Annotated in this window: 14 protein-coding genes; 7 read left to right on the forward strand and 7 right to left on the reverse strand. The window is 32.3% G+C overall.

The genetic code is table 11. The features are described 5' to 3' along the window. The 5 genes from ABIN61_08305 to ABIN61_08325 all read left to right on the forward strand — a co-directional run. Positions 1 to 555: SBBP repeat-containing protein (locus tag ABIN61_08305; GenBank protein ID MEO0294201.1), on the forward strand; the 555-nt coding region annotated here is incomplete at its 5' end. 711 nt (positions 556 to 1,266) lie between these two features. After that, the gene (locus tag ABIN61_08310; GenBank protein MEO0294202.1) at positions 1,267 to 1,608 is read left to right on the forward strand and encodes a hypothetical protein; all 342 of its coding nucleotides are present in this window, start codon (positions 1,267 to 1,269) and stop codon (positions 1,606 to 1,608) included. Positions 1,609 to 2,052: 444 nt separating this feature from the next. Continuing rightward, complete coding sequence (locus ABIN61_08315; protein MEO0294203.1) at positions 2,053 to 3,372, forward strand: capsule assembly Wzi family protein; 1,320 nt, start codon at positions 2,053 to 2,055, stop codon at positions 3,370 to 3,372. 179 nt (positions 3,373 to 3,551) lie between these two features. Then, entirely contained in the window at positions 3,552 to 3,830 is a 279-nt protein-coding gene (locus ABIN61_08320; protein ID MEO0294204.1) for a 4Fe-4S binding protein, read from the forward strand. A gap of 23 nt (positions 3,831 to 3,853) precedes the next feature. Continuing rightward, positions 3,854 to 6,691 carry a TonB-dependent receptor gene (locus ABIN61_08325; protein ID MEO0294205.1) on the forward strand — a complete coding sequence of 946 codons (2,838 nt, stop codon included), beginning with the start codon at positions 3,854 to 3,856 and terminating at the stop codon, positions 6,689 to 6,691. A gap of 3 nt (positions 6,692 to 6,694) precedes the next feature. Here ABIN61_08325 and ABIN61_08330 read toward each other — a convergent pair whose 3' ends face one another. Beyond that, entirely contained in the window at positions 6,695 to 7,804 is a 1,110-nt protein-coding gene (locus tag ABIN61_08330; GenBank protein MEO0294206.1) for an FAD-binding protein, read from the reverse strand. A 59-nt stretch (positions 7,805 to 7,863) separates the two neighbouring features. After that, the gene (locus ABIN61_08335) at positions 7,864 to 8,835 is read right to left on the reverse strand and encodes an ATP-dependent 6-phosphofructokinase (protein MEO0294207.1); all 972 of its coding nucleotides are present in this window, start codon (positions 8,833 to 8,835) and stop codon (positions 7,864 to 7,866) included. A gap of 114 nt (positions 8,836 to 8,949) precedes the next feature. Between ABIN61_08335 and ABIN61_08340 the strand changes: the two genes are divergently transcribed. Continuing rightward, positions 8,950 to 10,656: an ABC transporter ATP-binding protein gene (locus ABIN61_08340; GenBank protein ID MEO0294208.1), complete on the forward strand. Its 1,707-nt coding sequence runs from the start codon at positions 8,950 to 8,952 to the stop codon at positions 10,654 to 10,656. Further along, the gene (locus ABIN61_08345; protein ID MEO0294209.1) at positions 10,653 to 12,725 is read left to right on the forward strand and encodes an ABC transporter ATP-binding protein; all 2,073 of its coding nucleotides are present in this window, start codon (positions 10,653 to 10,655) and stop codon (positions 12,723 to 12,725) included. Before ABIN61_08340 ends, ABIN61_08345 begins: the two co-directional genes overlap by 4 nt. Here ABIN61_08345 and ABIN61_08350 read toward each other — a convergent pair. The 5 genes from ABIN61_08350 to ABIN61_08370 form a co-directional block, all read right to left on the reverse strand. Continuing rightward, positions 12,722 to 13,456 carry a hypothetical protein gene (locus ABIN61_08350; GenBank protein MEO0294210.1) on the reverse strand — a complete coding sequence of 245 codons (735 nt, stop codon included), beginning with the start codon at positions 13,454 to 13,456 and terminating at the stop codon, positions 12,722 to 12,724. The genes ABIN61_08345 and ABIN61_08350 overlap by 4 nt on opposite strands. Before the next feature lie 8 nt (positions 13,457 to 13,464). After that, positions 13,465 to 15,708, reverse strand: a complete 2,244-nt coding sequence (locus ABIN61_08355; GenBank protein MEO0294211.1) for a TonB-dependent receptor — start codon at positions 15,706 to 15,708, stop codon at positions 13,465 to 13,467. A gap of 63 nt (positions 15,709 to 15,771) precedes the next feature. Next, positions 15,772 to 16,482: a hypothetical protein gene (locus ABIN61_08360; protein MEO0294212.1), complete on the reverse strand. Its 711-nt coding sequence runs from the start codon at positions 16,480 to 16,482 to the stop codon at positions 15,772 to 15,774. A gap of 65 nt (positions 16,483 to 16,547) precedes the next feature. Continuing rightward, a complete protein-coding gene (locus ABIN61_08365) occupies positions 16,548 to 16,859 on the reverse strand; it encodes a transcriptional regulator (GenBank protein ID MEO0294213.1) in 312 nt (103 codons plus the stop codon). An 11-nt stretch (positions 16,860 to 16,870) separates the two neighbouring features. Beyond that, positions 16,871 to 17,200 (reverse strand): hypothetical protein, encoded by a 330-nt coding sequence (locus tag ABIN61_08370; GenBank protein ID MEO0294214.1) that lies wholly within the window; start codon positions 17,198 to 17,200, stop codon positions 16,871 to 16,873. Positions 17,201 to 18,092 lie beyond the last annotated feature (892 nt).

Below are 18,092 nucleotides of genomic sequence, written 5' to 3' on the forward strand. Positions count from 1 at the left end.
AATGCCCTTGCAGTAGATGCAAGTGGAAATGTATATGTTACGGGGCGTAGTTATGGTTCAGGGACTATGGATGATTATGCTACAATCAAGTATAATTCATCAGGTGAGGAGCAGTGGGTAGCGAGGTTTAGTCAAACTCAGAATAGTAATGATTATCCAGTTGGAATAGCTTTAGATAATTCAAATAATATTTATGTGACGGGATATAGTGAAACTGATACGTCCTGCGTATATACAACAATTAAATATACACAGATACCAACCTCTGTAGATGAAATGCAGAAACTTCCCAGGGAATACAAGTTGAGTCAGAACTATCCGAACCCATTTAATTCAGGGACGAGGATAAGGTATGCATTACCGGTTCGGGCAAGGGTGGTATTGAAGGTATACAACACATTAGGTGAGGAGGTAGCTGTGCTTGTGGATGGTGAGAAAGAAGCCGGTGAGTATACAGTTCAGTGGGACGCTAAGGGATTACCTGGTGGGGTATATTTGTATAGGTTACAAGCTGATGGATATGTAGAGACGAAGAAGTCAATATTATTGAAGTAAGGTTTTGAAATAAAATAATAGAGATTAGCCTTCCCCTTTTAAGAAAGGGAGAAGGCTAAATTTTCTAATTGCAAGGAATCAAGAAGAATCTTGTATTTCTAGAAAGAAATATTTCCCAAAGAGAATGGAATTTTTCGAGGACACCCAAAAGTTTCTTTTTAAAACCATAAAAAGATACTCTTTGTGAATTATTGTTTAATCTTTTTTTTCTTCCTTATTGGTTGTTTTGGTTGAAAATACATCTTTGATTCCAGATACTACACTTGGACCTACCTTCCGAAAAAACCTCTAAAATCACCTAACTTTCTATATCTAATTGACCAGATGCTATTCTTGGTTCTTATCTATGAAGAAAAAACTAAAGGAGAACAAAATCAAACTTATCTACCTACAAATTTTTGTGTCAAATAGGTTTTTTAGAAATTAAGAAATTTGACGAGTTTACCAGAAGAGAGGTTTTTTAAAGGATATCATAGTTAGAACGATAAAGAAAGAAGATGCCCATATTTCCAAGTTTAGCAGATCATTGTAAGGAAAACAACAAATATAAATATACCGAGAAGAGATTAAGCCATAATATAGGTAAAGAAAATCTGTGGAAACAGAGGATCAAGAGTTTTTTTGTAAGCAATTAAGAAGGTTTTTGATGGTCTCAAGTATATCGTAGGAGGCGATTGCCCCATTCAGAAGAAATATGTAAAGAAAATAGAGATGGAGAAACTCAGGGATGGTAACGCTAGAGAAATAGGCAATGGGTATCATTTATTAAACATTCTTGGTGTTGGTAAAAACAGGAAAAGAATGGTGAGCTTATTCGGCGAATTATATGGTGAGAGTATTATAGGTTCTTCAAATCTCAAATTATTAGAAGCATTAGATTTCATTTTTTCTATAATAAGCAAAACTGGAAAGATATTAATTTTAGAGAGAGGTTTTGAGGGTAGAGGAGTAATAAAACCTCTTATAGATAAATCGATTGATTCTGTATTGAGGTTACAGGCTTTGAGAAAGTTACTAATAAAAAGTAGGGAAGCAGAGTATGAAGAATGGTGAAACATCTTTCTTCCTCACAGCATAACTCTTGAGAAAATAGATAAATACGGTAGGAAGAAGGTAATTTTTTATAAAGCTGGAATAGAAAGAGAAGAAGTTTTAAAAGAAATGGTTGCCGCTTATGGTGCTTGCTGGAAAATAGAAGATTTTCATCGTCGGATTAAAGTTAACTTTTGATTGGAAAGCAAATTTAAAGAGGATAAAGAGAAAAAGAGTTGGAGAAAGAAGCGGGAATACTTGGATAAGCAATGGAGTTATGTATATTACTGTATATTTGAAGAATTGAGTCATGTTTTTCAGAATATAAGATTTACAAGGAGAATAACATTCGATAAAATGCAAAGCCTATTTTGCTTATCTGGAGTTGAGCAATTAAAAATAGATAGGGATAGGGGAACTTGATATACATCTTGACAAAAACGTGGTCTTTTTTATTCTTCTCTTATGATACTTCTAATTTTTTTGGGTTATCTTTCTGTTTTGTTACCGGAACCATCTAATAAGATTATTAAATGGGTAGAGAAAGGAGAAATAAGTCTTCCTTATGGCTTTTTATATTCATTTGAAGATACGAATAAAATTGATGTTTCTATTTATTCTGTTGTAGATACAGTGAACTTTGTTCATTTTTCTCCAACGTTCGAATATAGAATAGGACACTGGAGAGGAATAATTTCGCCTTATGGAAGGTATGGAGGAGATTATTTTTATCCTAAAAAGAAGAAATTTGGAATTTATTCTGATATTATAAGAAGTTCTCTCTTTTACAAAAATGATTATATTCTTTTTTCTTTCGGGAAAGACATATTTTCTATAGGGCCCGCATTTGAAGATAACCCATTACTTTCTCCAAATGTTCCTCTTAATTACATCTCTTTTACTTTTAGAAGAAATAAATATGCTTTTACCCATTTTATTTCCCGTCTATGTAATTATGAGGGTGTAGAAATAGAATGGGATGATACAACTAAAGGTTATGTAAAAAATGTAAATAGGTATCTTGGAATTCATAGAGTTGAAATAAAACCGTTAGATTGGATCGCCTTTTCTTTCTCAGAAGCTATGTTGATAGGAGAAGAATCTTTAGGTTTACCTTTTGAGCTATTTGCTCCTTTCACGATATATTATGTAGAGCAATACAATAGAGAGCTAAATATGAATATTCTCTGGAATATAGATGTTGTGATGATTAAGGGAAAATTTTATTTTTATTTTGATTTTTTTATTGATGATTTCCAATATGAGAGCGATCCCTGGAAAGAACCGAATCATATAGGAATTTATACGGGACTAAAAGGGAGAGATTTTCTTAAGGAAGGATTTGAATTAAATTTTTATTACTCTATCCTGACAAGATGGACCTATAATAATTTAATTGTATGGCAGAGATATATGGAAAGAGATTTACCTCTTGGCTCTATGTTAGGGTGTGATTATGATAAGGTGGTTCTAAAAGCAATTTATCCTCTAGTTTCTTTTAAGTTTGGAGGAATGGTTTCTTATACAAGAAGAGGAGAGAATAGAATAACAACCCCTTGGCCAGTAAATACATATAATCCTCCTTCTCCAGAAAATGAATTTAAGGGGACAAATTTCCTGAGTGGAATAATAGAAAGGAGACTGACTTTATCTGCTATTTTTAAATATGAAGATATTATTGAGTTAGTATCTGGTGTCTCTTTTTTCCAAAACTATGAGCATGATAAATATAAAAATAAAATCTTACCTTCCATAGAATTAAAGTTGAAATTATCTACAAAATAAAGATAAGAATTTAAAATTTTATTATTCCCAAGATAATAACAAGAAAAGAAATTTCCTAATAATCTATTGTTTATAACTTCTTATAAAGATTGAAAAATCTTCCAAATACTTAATCCAATGCCCTTGACAAAAGATTTATAAGAGTTTATTTTCATTTTAAGCAAGAAAGGAGGATAATAATGGCTAAAGTAATATACGATTATAGTAAATGCACTGGTCTCGCTCATTGTGCTGATGCCTGCCCTGTAGACATCTTGGAGGGAAGTAAAAACGGTAGATGGTGTAAGCCTGTAGATGAAGAAGTTGAGAACAAAGAGGCTCTTGATAAGTATTATAAAGAAGTAGAACCAAATGAGTCTTCTAATCTTGTATTAGAATTTAAAATGCCAGAGTGTATTGAATGTCAAGCTTGTGTTGCTTCTTGCCCAAAAAATGCGATAGAAGTAGAATCTGATTAAATTTCAAAATTTACACCTATGAGATGAAAAAATTATTTCTTATATTTTCTTCTTTATTACCCATTCTTTTTTTTCCGATGGGGAAAGGAGAGATAAAAGGTAGAATTGTCGATTCTGAGACTGGTAAACCTATTCCTTTTACTAACATAATAGTGGTTGGAACCCCATTTGGAACCGATTGTAAGGATGATGGTTCCTTTCATATAATTGATATACCTCCTGGAGTTTATGAGGTTCAAATAAGGAGCATTGGTTATCCTACTCTAACAGTGAAAGATGTGAGAGTGGAAATAGATCATACAACAAACTTAAATTTAACTATGGTTTCTCTTAAAATGAGTAAAAGTAGAAGCTTATCTTATGTTGCCGAAAAAGAAATTATCAAAATAGATTTACCTGGAAGAGAATTTTATTTTATGGGTTCTGAGATAATAAACCTACCTTTAATTTATACTATTGAGGATTATCTTTTCCTATACCCAGAATTAGAAAAAGGAAAAAATTTATCTATATTCTTGGATGGAAATCTACCTTTGGTAGACCCAAGATTAAAAAACCCAATATTAATTCCTCCTTTATTGGGAGTTGAAAATATTATTATCCAAAAAGGAGGGTTTAATGTTGAGGATGGGAATCCTGGCTATTGTGTAGTAAATATTATAGAAAAAGAGGATAAAGAGAAATATCATGGAGAATTTGACTTTTGTTACAATTTTCCTTATATGCCTCATAAAGGGAATAGTATTTATAATCCTTTAAATTTTCATATTCGTCCTTTTGTAGATACCACAGATAGTCTTTGTTGGAAAGGGACTTCTGTTTTAAATGAAGAGGAAAGGGATGAATATGTGAGTTTTGAAGGATGGGTTGAATATGCTAAAAGTAAGGAGAAAGAAGGAGATACTCTTTCTCCAGAAGAATGGAGAAATCTATTCAGATATATTTATAGAATAGAGGGTTCAAAAGAATTAGGACAACTCCCTGGTTCTTATGGAAATAAGCCCGGTTACATAATGAATGTTGGGATAGGAGGCCCTTTTCTGGTAACAAAGAATCTTCTTTTTTCTATTTGGCATTTAAGAAAAATAGAGCCCTTTTCTATTCCTGTATCAAGAGATAATTATATTGAAGATAGAACCAGTTATAAAAGCACTATCTATTTTAAACCTGAGATGAAATTAGAGTTTAGAGGGTTTTTCCAAAATATACAGACGGTTACAAATAATTCCAAGGAGTTATCTTTTGATGGTAAAATTTGGGCGGAGGGTGGAAATATTTTAAAAGAAGTAGCGGGAAAGAATTTTATGTACTGGGTGGATGCCCTTAATCCATATGAGATTAGAAGATATGGTATAGGGGTTAAGTATGACCATTTATTAAGTTCTTTTATTTCTTATAGCTTTAGTTTTCTTTATCTAAAATCTAATCATTTTTCAACCCCGATTTGGGAAAGTAAATCCTCAGAGGTTTATAGGGATACGATTAATCGCATTTCTTTCGGTAATATAAATATTCCGAAAGAAGTTCCTTTCGGTTACGAAAGCTTCCCTAATGGAGAGTGTTATTATGATAACCTTTTACCCTTAGATTTTATCTTCAGCACATATGGGAGAATGCAGAAAGATCTCTCTACAAGTAGAACTATAAATTTTTCTGGAGATTTAACTGCACAAGTTAATAATTATCATCAAATTAAAGGGGGTTTTAGGGTAGAACATAATCTTATAAATACAGAAATTTCTAATGGTATTTCAGAAGAAAGAGATGTTATTAGGTGGAAAGGAAGTCCAAATTGGGGGCTCTTTTATCTAAGAGATAAAATTTCTTATAAAGGGGTGGAAGCAAGAATCGGAGGAAGAGTTGATTATTATGATTGGGAAAAGCCAAAAATTAAAATTAGTCCAAGAATAGGGTTTTCTTTTCCTTTAGGGAAATTTAATAAGATATACCTCAATTCGGGCTATTTCTATGAGATTCCTTCTTTTGAAAAAATTCTTGGGAATTTTTATAAATGTGAAGATTCAACTTTTTTTAAGGGGAATTCCTCTCTTGATTTACCTAGGATGATTTCTTATGAGATAGGCTTTGAGAGAATTCTCTTTGAACAAATTCTATTTTCTCTTTCAGGATATTACATAGGTTACACAAATGAAGTTGGGGAAGGCGACTCTACTTATCTAATTGAAGATTCTTATTACAAAACTTATAGAAATAATATTTTGGGGGATTTAAAAGGGTTTGAATTCTCAATAAGAAAAAGATACGGAATGTTTTTTAATGGGAGTTTTATTTATAATTTTAGAATTCACTCATCTCAACAAATAGAAACCTCTCAGATCAAAAAGCCAAACTCGGACCTAATATTCCTTGTCTCTTTTAATACTCCAAAAGAGTGGAAGAATTTAAAGGGAGGATTTTATTTAACTCTCCTTTATAGAAGAAAAGGAGGAGAATATTTTAGTTTTGACCCTCTTGCGGATGATCCTTTTTCCCCAGAAGATTCTAAATACATAAATAACCTTAAATGGCAAGATGAAGGTTATTGGAATTTACTTCTTGGTAAGAGTTTTATCTTAAAAGATTTTAATTTGAATTTCTACTTTGAAGTTAAGAATCTTTTTGATTCAAAATATCTAAACGCCGATCTTTGTTTTATGTCCTCTATAGACAAAATAAACTATTTAAAATCTTTACATCTTCCAATGTATAAAGACGAAAGATACTCATCTATTCCAAACCTTATAGGAGGAAATGACCGACCTGGAGAAGTGAATAAAAGTTATATAGATAGGCCTGCTATTGAGTACTTATACTACACAAATCCTAGAAGTCTTAGTTTTGGAATAAGAGTTGATTTCTGAAGATTATGTAAAAATTTCTGGTGAAGATTCTTGAGGGTTTAAGTATAATTTTATACTTTTTATTCCGGTTTTCATCAATATTTTTCTCAAAAAAGGATTGAAAATAAAGTGAGATTTTATATTCTTACTCAAAATGCTTCTTTTTAGTTTTCTCAATCTCCTTTTATAACGAACTTCAAAGTTTTCTAAGGATTCTTGTAGGACTTCAGAGAGAACAACAGCTGTTCCAAATGCATAGCTAAGTCCTTCTCCAGAACATGGACTTATCCATCCTCCTGCTTCTCCTACTAAAGCAACTCCCTTTTCGCCAGTGGAGAGTTGTTTCGTTTTTAATGGACGGAAGATGAAAGCGCCTTCTCTTTTAACAGGATCTCCAAAACGATAACCGAAATCTTCAAGTTTTTCTTTCAGCAAAAGGAATTTTCCGGGGGCTTTATCGTTTGGATTTAGAGCCGCACCAATTATTAGGAACTCTCCTTTAGGAATTACCCAGGAGTAATAGTCGGTTATTTCTGGGTCAAAGATTACAGAGAAAAAGGGAAGAATTGGATTCTTACACTTAACCCATTCTTGGGCAGCAAAATATGTTTTTGGTAAATAGCGTTTTGGTGTGACTTGTCTTCTAATTAGAGAAGAAGCCCCATCAGCTCCTACTAAAACTTTTGTTTTATCTATATAAGTGTTTCTTTTATCGCTAAATTTTATTAATAAATGGTCATCCTTTCTTTCATATGATTCAAACTTACATCCAAACTTTACCTCTACATTTAAAGGAATCATTGAGGCTAACCATTCATCAAACTTACTTCTATCTAAATTTATATAGGTTCTCTCATAATACCTTTCTATTTTTCTTGCCGAATCTATCACTCTAACAGCGAAAAGCTGGGGTTCTACAAGAACATCTTTCGGTAAGCTAAAACCCAATCTTCCGAATATTTTTTGAGTAACTGGAGAAAGTAGACCTCCGCAAGATTTTGTAGAAGAAAGATCTTTTTTCATTGGTTCTATTAATTCTCTCTTCTCTATTAATAAGACCTTATATTTATTTCCAATAAGCCTTGCAACAGTGCTTCCCGAAGGGCCTGCACCAACTATAACCACATCATACATAAAAAATTCTCATCCTTTTTATAAAAAATTATTTAGTAAAATTAATAAGTCAAGAGGATTTAATATATATTTGATAAAAGCCGATGAAGTTCGTATCTCTTAAGATCTATTTCTTTGTATCCATTAACCGATTCTTCTAAAGGAATTTTTATAATCTTTTCTCCCTTTAAACCAACCATCATAGGCTTTTTTGGGTTTTTCTTTATTAACTCATAAGCGTAAGATGCAAAAAGCACTGCTAACATTCTGCTTCTTCTTGTAGGAGACCCTCCTCTTTGAATATACCCTAAAACTGATCTTCTTGTAGAACACCCTGTTTTTTCTTCTATAATAGAGGAGATCTTTTCTTTCTCTGGAAAGCCTTCAGCTACAACTATTATTGCATCCGTTTGCCCTTTCTCTCTTTCTCTTTTAAGTCCCTTTACTATCTCTGAGATAGAAACCTCTACTTCAGGAATTAAAATAGCTTCTGCACCACAAGCAATCCCAACTTCAAGAGCTATAAAGCCTCTCTTTTTCCCCATTACTTCTACTACAAAAATCCTTTCAAAAGATATAGCTGTATCTTTTATTTTATTAATAGCTTCAATAGCAGTATTACAAGCTGTATCGAACCCAATGGTCTCATCTGTTCCAAAAACGTCGTTGTCTATAGTTGCGGGAATCCCAACTGTTGGAATTCCACAGTGTTTATTAATAGCCATTGCTCCTTTAAAAGAACCGTCACCTCCTATCACTATTAACCCTTCTATTCCTTCATCTATTAGAGTTTCTCCTGCAGTTTTTATTACTTTTTCTTCCTCAAAAGATGGCATTCTTGTAGAGTGAAGTATTGTCCCGCTTAATCCCATAATCACGTCAGAACGAATGTGAGAGAAGTCAAAGAAATCTCTTTTTATAAGCCCATTATATCCATCATTAATACCAATTAGGGTTTCCCCATTATTTCTAGTAAATCTTAAGATAGTTGCAATCGCCGTATTCATTCCAGGCGCATCACCACCAGGTGTTATTATTCCTATTTTTTTCATATTTTTTAAAAATAAAATATATAAAATTGAAGTCAAGTCTTAAATAAATTGAGATAGAATTAAGATTTTCGCTTCTTGACAAAAGTTTCAAAAAATCTATCAATACCAAAATAAATGAGAAATCTATTTTTACTTATTTTAAAATATAGACGTAGGGTATTATTGGGGGTCTTTTTCCTTTTGATTGTGGATGCCTCCCATATGGTCCTTCCATGGGTTTTAAAGTTTGTGATAGATGACCTAAGTTCATTACCGCTTTCACATTCTTTAATATTTTACATTTCTATAATTATTGCTCTTGGTTTAGCTGTTATAATTCTTAGATATCTTTGGAGAGTTTTTATAATAGGAGCTTCCAGAATGGTAGAGAGAGATATAAGAAATGATTTTTATCATCGTCTTATGTCTCTTGGAGCTCGTTTCTATAATAAGATAGAACCTGGAGATATTATGGCAAGAGCTACAAATGATGTTTCTGCTGTCCAGGAAGCATGCGGTTTTGGAGTTGTGATTGCGGCTGATATTGTATTTATGGGACTTTTTTCGATTCTTATGATGACATATATAAGCAAACCTTTAACATTATACACTTTAACAATAAGTCCTTTTGTTGTGATTTCTACATATTTTTTTGGCAAGAAAATTCATATTAAATTTGAAAAAACACAGGAAGGTTTTTCTTTTTTATCTGGAAAAGCTCGAGAATTTATAATGGGAATTCTTACAATAAAAAGTTATGTCCAGGAAAAAGAAGCGATAGCGGATTTCAACAAAGTAAATAAAGACTACCTCGAAAAGAATGTGGAATTAATAAGATATTGGACGGCTTTTAGACCTACAATTTTCTTCTTAACCTCAATTGGCTTTTTAATTGTTCTCTACCTTGGAGGAAAAGATGTAATAAGCGGAAGAATAACTCTTGGCTCTTTTGTGGCATTTTTGTACTATCTTGATCTTTTGGTATGGCCTATGATTGCAATTGGTATGGTTGTAAATATAATAGAAAGAGGAACCGCGTCTTTAAAAAGATTAAATGAGATATTAAATCTTACTCCGGAAATAAAAGATAAAGGGGAAAAGGAAATTGAAAAAGGTTTGATCGAACTTAAAAATGTTTATTTTAGTTATGATGGAGTTCCTGTCTTAAAAGGAATAAACATAAAGTTTGAGCCAAATAAGAAAACAGCTATTGTAGGACCCACAGGTTCTGGTAAATCAACCATAATTAATCTCTTATGGAGAGAATTTGAGTCTCAAGGAATATATATAGATGGAAAACCTATTCAGGATTTTTCTCTACAAAAGTTAAGAAGCTCCATAGGCTTAGTTCCTCAAACACCAATTCTATTCTCCGCTACAATTAGAGAAAATATAGCTTTTGGTATACCATCTGCTAAAGAAGAAGAGATCATAAATGCTGCGAAGAATGCAGAGATCTATAATGAAATAATGGAACTTCCTATGAAGTTTGATACAATTCTTGGGGAAAAAGGTGCAAGTCTTTCTGGAGGTCAAAAACAACGAATCGCTATAGCAAGGGCTCTTATTCTTAATCCTAAAATATTAATCCTTGATGATGCGCTTTCTTCTGTAGATTCTCGAACAGAAAAAAGAATAATGGAAAATATTGCTGAGTTTTTAAAAAGTAGAACCTCAATTGTTATAAGCCATAGAATATCAGCTGTAATAGATGCGGATGAAATCATTGTTTTGGATAAGGGGGTGGTGGTAGAAAGGGGAACTCACAAGGAATTAACAAAAAACAAAGGCTTATATGCTCGTCTTTATGAAAAACAAAAATTGGAGGAACTTTTAGAATGAAATCTGATTCTATGCATTCATATTTTGAAGAAGATATTACTGGAAAGATATATGATTCTACTATGATAAAATGGCTCTTAGGATATGTGAAACCACACTTTAGAATTATTTTTCTAAATTTCTTCCTTCTTCTTGTTTTGACGGGATTGAATTTAACACTTCCTTTTATTTATAAAATTGGAATCGATCGTTACATATATCCAAGTTTTAAAGAAATTATTAGGGCTAAAGAGATACCGGAAAAATTTAAGAACAAAATTATTATAACATTAAACGGAAGAAAATTTCTTGATTTTACCTCAATTAGAGAAACAATAAAAGGGGATATGGAAAATAAAGGGATAATATCAAAAGAAGATTTTTATTTTATAAGAAAAGCTGAAGGAATTTCTGAGATAATAAAAAAAACTGAGAATTTGGAAGGAGAAAATTTTTATTTAATAGAATCTTCTGAAATTTCTAAGCTTTCAATAAGAGAAAGGATTATTTTAAGGAGAGGAGACATTAACGGAATAAAAAAGCTTGCTTTTATTTATTTGGGATTAATTATTCTTATTTTTTTATTCAATTATGTCCAGTCCTACCAAATCCAATGGATTGGACAGAGAATTTGTTTTAAAATAAGAGAGGATATTATAAGAAAATTCACAACACTCCCTTACAGTTTCTTTCAGAAGAATCCGGTAGGGAGGCTGGTAACTCGCATCTGTAATGACGTTGGAGCTATTGGAGAGTTCTTTTCTGAGGTTTTAATCTATTTTGGAGCTCATATTTTAACTATTTTGGGAATTCTTGGAATAATGCTTTTTCTAAGTCCAATTTTATTTTTCGTTATTTTGATAATTATTCCAATTCTCGTTTTTCTCACTTTTATTTTTAGATTAAAGGCAAGAGAGGTCTACAGAGAGATGCGTAAAAAACTGGCAACAATAAATTCAAATATCTCGGAAAGCATCTCTGGAATTTCTATCATTCAGGCATTTGTCCAGGAGAAACGAAAAGAAAAAGAATTTTTTAACATTAATAACGATTTTTACTTAACTGGTCTTAGAATGATAAAGGTTTTTGCAGTTTTCCGTCCTCTAATTGACTTTGTAGATTCGATTGGAATAGCGCTTCTTATATGGTTTGGGGGGAAAGGCATTATCTCGGGGGTTATTAGTTTTGGAACATTTGTTGCTTTCATTTCTTATCTTGAAAGATTGTTTGAGCCGATAAGAGAGTTAAGCGAATATTTTAATGTGATGCAATCTGCAATGGCAGCTGGTGAGAGAGTTTATAGTATTTTGGAAAAAGGAGAAAGAATTCCAGCACCTCATATTTCCAGAAAAGTAGAAATAAAAGGTAAGATTGAATTCCAGAATGTTTGGTTTTCTTATGATGGAGAAAATTGGGTTTTAAAGGATGTATCTTTTACTATTGAGCCTGGAGAGAAAGTAGGGATTGTGGGACATACAGGTTCAGGAAAAACAACAATTATTAATCTACTTCTTCGTCTTTATGATGTGCAAAGAGGTTCGATTAAGCTTGATGGGATTGACATAAGAGAAATAGATAAGGAGCTCTTAAGAAGCAATATAGCTACTGTGTTTCAAGAGCCTTTTATCTTTGCAGGAACCATTCTTAAGAATGTAAATCTTTGGAGAAACCCAGACGAGGTTTCTTTGAAGACCGCTCTTTATATTTCTAATTTAGAAGAAGTAATGAAGAGAAGAAATTTATCTTTGGATTTTAAGGTTGGAGAAGGAGGAAGTGGGCTTTCGGTTGGAGAAAGGCAATTAGTTGCTTTTGCTCGCTCTTTAATAGGTAATAAACCAATTCTCGTTCTTGATGAGGCAACAGCCAATATAGATCCGGAGACAGAATGGTTAATTCAGGAAGCTTTATTAAAAATGATTAAAGGAAGAACTTCTCTTATTATTGCACATAGGCTTTCGACATTAAGAAATATAGATTCGTTAATAGTTGTGCATAAAGGAGAAATTGTGGGTAGAGGAACTCATAGAGAGCTAATGAAAGACAAAAAGGGGATATATTATACACTTTACAAATTACAACAGTTAATTTAATTTTTAATCCAAACAGCGATCGTGTCAAAAACCACAGCACCAACTAAACCAATAACTTTATCATTTTTAAGTTCTCCATATCCGGGTCCAAGATAACCCATATAGGAATTAGAATCCATTCCTTCTACAAGAATTGTATATAACGTATCCTTTTCCTTAAATAAAATTCTATTTGAAAAAATATTAATGGTGGTATCTGTGGTTACAATAGGCAGAATGCCCTCATTATTTTCTCCCTTTAATTTTCCCCTAAGATATGGGATAATTATGTAGAAGTTTTTAAAGCAATATTTACACTTATTCCAAATTAGAGGTTGAGGGTTACTTAAAGATATAGTATCAAGACTATTGGGAGATAAAATTTTTATTTTGCCAGGAACTTGAATTTCCTTAAAAATGACTTCTTTTCCTACTTTTATATTAATTTCATATTTCTCCTCATATTTTACAAAAGAAGAGTCAATACTTTGGTAAAGCCCATCTAATGTATCAGACTCAACATATCTAAAGGTATCTAAGTTCTTATCCACAACGAAAATTTCTGCTCCTCTTACGCCTTTTGAAATTTCTTCAAGAGAGATATCTAATCTATAAGTAGAATCAACAAAAGCTTTCTGGAATTTTAAGTCTGGCTTTAAAAGAAGTTCTATCACATAACGATGTTGAAAAGGTGGTTCTGTTACACTACAACAAATAAAAAATAAAAGCACAAGAGGGTTAAACCTTTTCATAATTCCTCCTAAAATTTATAAATGAATTCGATGGATGGAATGAATGGTAACATATAGAAAGCTTTCTTAATTGGCGGCTCTTTTTTGTAATCATAGTAATACAAAAAGACATTTTTAGAATTCAATAAGTTGAAAATATTTAACTTTATATTTAATTCGTTATTTCTTATATAAAAAGATCTACTTAAACTAAGATCTAATCTAGTATAAGATGGATATCTAACTTGATTTCTTTTACTCTCTATTTCTCTCCAGTAAAATTCTACTTCCCTATAAGGAATAAGATCCTTTCTACATCTGTAACGGGCAATGGATGTCGTATATGGGGTTCCTGTGCAAAAGGCGAATTGAATTCCTAATTCATATTTGTTTCGTAGGAGAGTAAGAAAGGTTAAATGAAAATTATGCGTTCTGTCCCAATCCCATAGATAAGTTTCTCCTTCAAGATTAACATAAGATCTAAGGAAAGAATAACTTATCCAACCCCTATTACTCCCAATCTCTCTTTTTAGAAAAAGATCGAGTCCAAAAGACTTACCATCTCCTTTTTCGAACATTGATTGATAATAATCTTCTTCATTTCCAAGATCTATCTCTTTAATAGGTTTCATGGTAAAAATGCGATTGAAATTTCTATAATAACCTTCTAAAGAGAAATATAGATCTTCTCTAATCCAACTCTCCCATCCAAGATTAAAATGATGAGCCTCTTCAGGATCGTATCTACCTCCAAGAGGAACCCAATAATAAATGGGCATTTCAGGGCTATTAACAGCAACGATATATTGATGAAAATTCCCATAAGAAAAAGTTATTGCTTCTAACTCTTTTAGGAAATACTTAAGAGACAATCTATAAGCTCTTAAAAATTCTAAATTCTCCGTATTTAGTCCTTTCTCCTTAGAGTAATATTGAGTTAGAGAAAGACCCCCAAGCAAAAGGAGAGTTTCTGCTATTTTGATTTTATCTTCTATATAAATAGAAGCTTGATCGCTCCAAATTCCTTCGTAGGAATACTTGAGCCCTAAATAAGCTCTTGCATTATATTCAAAAGGCCAGTAAAGATTACTAACCCCAAAAGTTATCTCATGATCTTTAAGGTTTCTTGTGTATTCTCCTCCCAATGACCAAACATCTACATTCCCATCTATCAGATAAGTGTTGTCAAGAACTCTAAGCGAAAAGTCGTAGTTGCTATAACCTGTAAATATATGAAGTAAATCTCCTTCTGCTCCTGAGTGGAATAAATTTAAAGCTAAAACATTGTTTTTCCAATCGAAACCTACAATCTTTATTGATTCCTCATCTTTTTCTCTAAGGTCAAGAAAATCTGCTCCCCTATATCCACTAAAAACCAAAGTCCAATCTTTTATATCTGTTTCCCAGTGAAAATAAACATCATAAAAGTAATAAGGAAGTTCATAGTTAAAAAGGGCAAGAACCTTATCCGCATAGGTTCTCCTAAAAGAGACCAAAAAATTGCTGTTGATAGAAGAAATTCTATCTCCCAGAGTAAGCCCTCCAGATAGAAGACTTAAAGAGGCAATTCCTGTGAATCCTTCTATTTCTCTATCCACACCTTTCGTTTTTATGGCAAGAACTGAAGACAAAGAAGCATCATATCTTACAGGAATTCCACTTGAATAAAGTTCTGCACTCTTTATTGCGGTTGCATTAAAAGCAGAAACTATTCCGAAAAGATGAAAAGGGCTTAATATTGGAATATTATCTATTAAAATTAAATTTTGCTCAGGGCTTCCTCCTCTAACAGAAAAAGACCCTAAAAAATCAGAGGCCTTTGTAACTCCTGGCAAAACTTCAATGGTTCTTAGGAGATCTCCCTCAATAAGAGAAGGTAAGGATATAAATTCCTCATCAGAAAGAAAAGGTGGCGTTATAAAGGCTGTGCTTTTAAATTTTCTCTTTTTTGCAGAGACAACAATACCCTGAGCCTTAAGAGGTTCCATTCTCATAGAGACATTAACACAAAGAAAATCTTTTTTCTTAAAAAAAATTTCTCTTAGCTCTTCTTTGTAACCCATCATAGAATATCTTATCTGCACCCTTTTAAGAGAATCTGGAATTATTAGGGTATAATAACCATCCTCATCTGTTGTTGTCCCAAAATCTGTTTCAATAATAAAAATATTTACCATATGCAAGGGCTCTTTTGTATTTGCGTCGTAAACCTTTCCTGTTAGAACATTATGTTTACTAAAAAGGAAAACAAAAAAAATTGTGTACGCAGACATTCTATTTTACTTTTGGGAGAATAAGTATAATTGGCTCCATAAATTATAAAGGTTTATTTTATGTTATCTTTTAAATCCAAACCCTCCGCCACCAAATTGAATGCGAATATAAGGGCCTGTAACACCCAAATCAGGACCTCCTGAAATTTCTATTCCCTTCATTTCCCAATTACCATTAATTGGAGCAATTGTATATCCAAGTCGAACTCCGAGAATAAACCCTCCCTTTGCCTCTTCGTTCTCTTTAAGACCCAATAGATAATCTCCTCCAATAGCAAGATTAAGCAATAGGCTCCCTTTGGAAAGTTCAACGCCCCTTTTTGGGTTAGCTAAAACTTCGTCAAAGGAAAGAGAACCTTCTTCTAGTATCCTTAAACTTATTCCACCACCCCCAATCCCAAAAAGGGGGTAAATATTTAGATTAGTATTTGAATAAGCAATATAACCCAAATTAAAGAAACCATAACCAGCAGAGATTAAAGTTTTATAGCTCCCACTTGTAACTTCTTTTCCAATTAGTCCATGCCCTTCTCCACCTATGATCACTTTTCCAATTATTCCATATCCTCCTCCGCCAAGAGAAAAAAAATTCTCTTCTAGCTTGGAATATCCATTCTTTTCTAACTCCGAATTCAAATTTTCCAGTTTTATGATGTTGCCTCCCAACATAAAATATCCTGCACCACCTCCATTCATATTTTGTGCTACCAATTTCTTTCCAAAGAAAAATGTTAAATTCATTATCAAAAGGATAAAAATCAACCTCTTACACATTTTTCCTCCTTTCTTTTGATTTTAGGAAAAATTATACTTATTCTCCTAAAAGTCAATCTAATTTTTCAAGAAGACTGCCTCTTTATTACTCTTTTTAAATTCTTAAGATATTCTCTAAAGGCTATTTTTCCCTTTTCTGTTATGCGATAGGTTGTATAAGGTTTTTTATTATAAAACGTTTTTTTTACTTTTATATATCCGACTTTCTCCAGTTTTTTAAGGTGGGTGCTTAAATTCCCATCCGTGACATTAAGTCTTTTTTTAAGATAATTAAAACTCACTTCTTCAATCTTAACCGAATTTAAGATGGTAATAATTCCAAGCCTTATTGGGGAATGAATAACCTTATTTACTTCATTAGGATTAAATTCTCTCATTTAAAATTTTTCTAAAGGCGAAGCTTTATGAAGATTCCTGGGACTATCATAGTAGTTAGGATAATGAAAATAAAGAGATAAAAAGTTATTCCGGGATATAAGCTTACAATAATACCGCCTATCCAATAAAAAAGAGTTGGAATCAAAAATATCTTTAGAGTAAGAAGAGCTTCAATGAAAAATCCGATACCCATAAGGATTGAAATAGAGCCTATTAAGAGTTCAGCCTGAAAATTACCCGTAGATAACGAGACAATCAATATATTTAGAAATATGCCAAGGCAGACTCCAATCCAGGTGATTTCTATAACTTTGCCTATAAAAGACGAAATACCACTCATCTTCGCTATTTTTTCTCCTCTCTTATGACTAAAAAACCAACCAATAGAGAACACAAAAAAACACTCTATCCATAATGATACATCTTTAATACTTGAAAAAGAAAAGTCATTCCTAAACCAAAAAGAACGAGTATTCCCCAAATAAACTGAAAGTCCAAAACATATATAATCACTTTCTTCAAATCTTCACCTGTTTCTTTTAAATATTTCTTTATTTCCTCTAAACTTTTTCTACATCTTTTTTTCTCATATTTCCTCCTTATTGCAAAGTTCTTTGTTTTACAAAGTAAAATATAATTAAAAATTTAAAATTTGTCAAGCCCCTAAAAATTTTTGTATGTTAAATCCAAAGCAGATGGACACTTTGTGGAGGTTCTGGGAATAAAGAGGGTAGATTTAAATATAAACCTAAAAATTGTTGGTTAGAAGAATTAAGGAGTTGCAATGATTGTTAAAATAAATATCCTCCTTTTAAAGACAAACAAAAAAGGAAGATATATGTTTTATTATCAATAGGACGAGGTTATAAAAATATGCAACCCTTTGATAAGGTAAAAATTCGTTTTGAGATGGTAAAAATGCGAAAGAAGAGTCTATAGAGATGTAGCCCGTAATTTTACTACAGGAAGACCTACCGTTTACAAATGGCTTAAAATTTGATAAATATGGCATAGAAGGCTTATATAATCGTTCCAGAGCTCATCAGGGAGTCCATAATAAGACACTCAAACACATAGAACGCAAAGAGACGGGTAAAATGTCAACAAAGGTATTGGTTAGAGATTTCTAAGTTCCTGTTTCCCATGAAACCGCCAGAAGGATTTTACATGCGAGAGGAATTACCTAGAGAAAAGAGAGAAGGAAAAGGATGGCTTTTAATGCTTTCGAACAG

The organism is candidate division WOR-3 bacterium (assembly GCA_039804165.1).
In the GTDB taxonomy this organism is placed as follows: Bacteria; Hydrothermota; UBA3072; order UBA3072; family UBA3072; genus JAFGHJ01.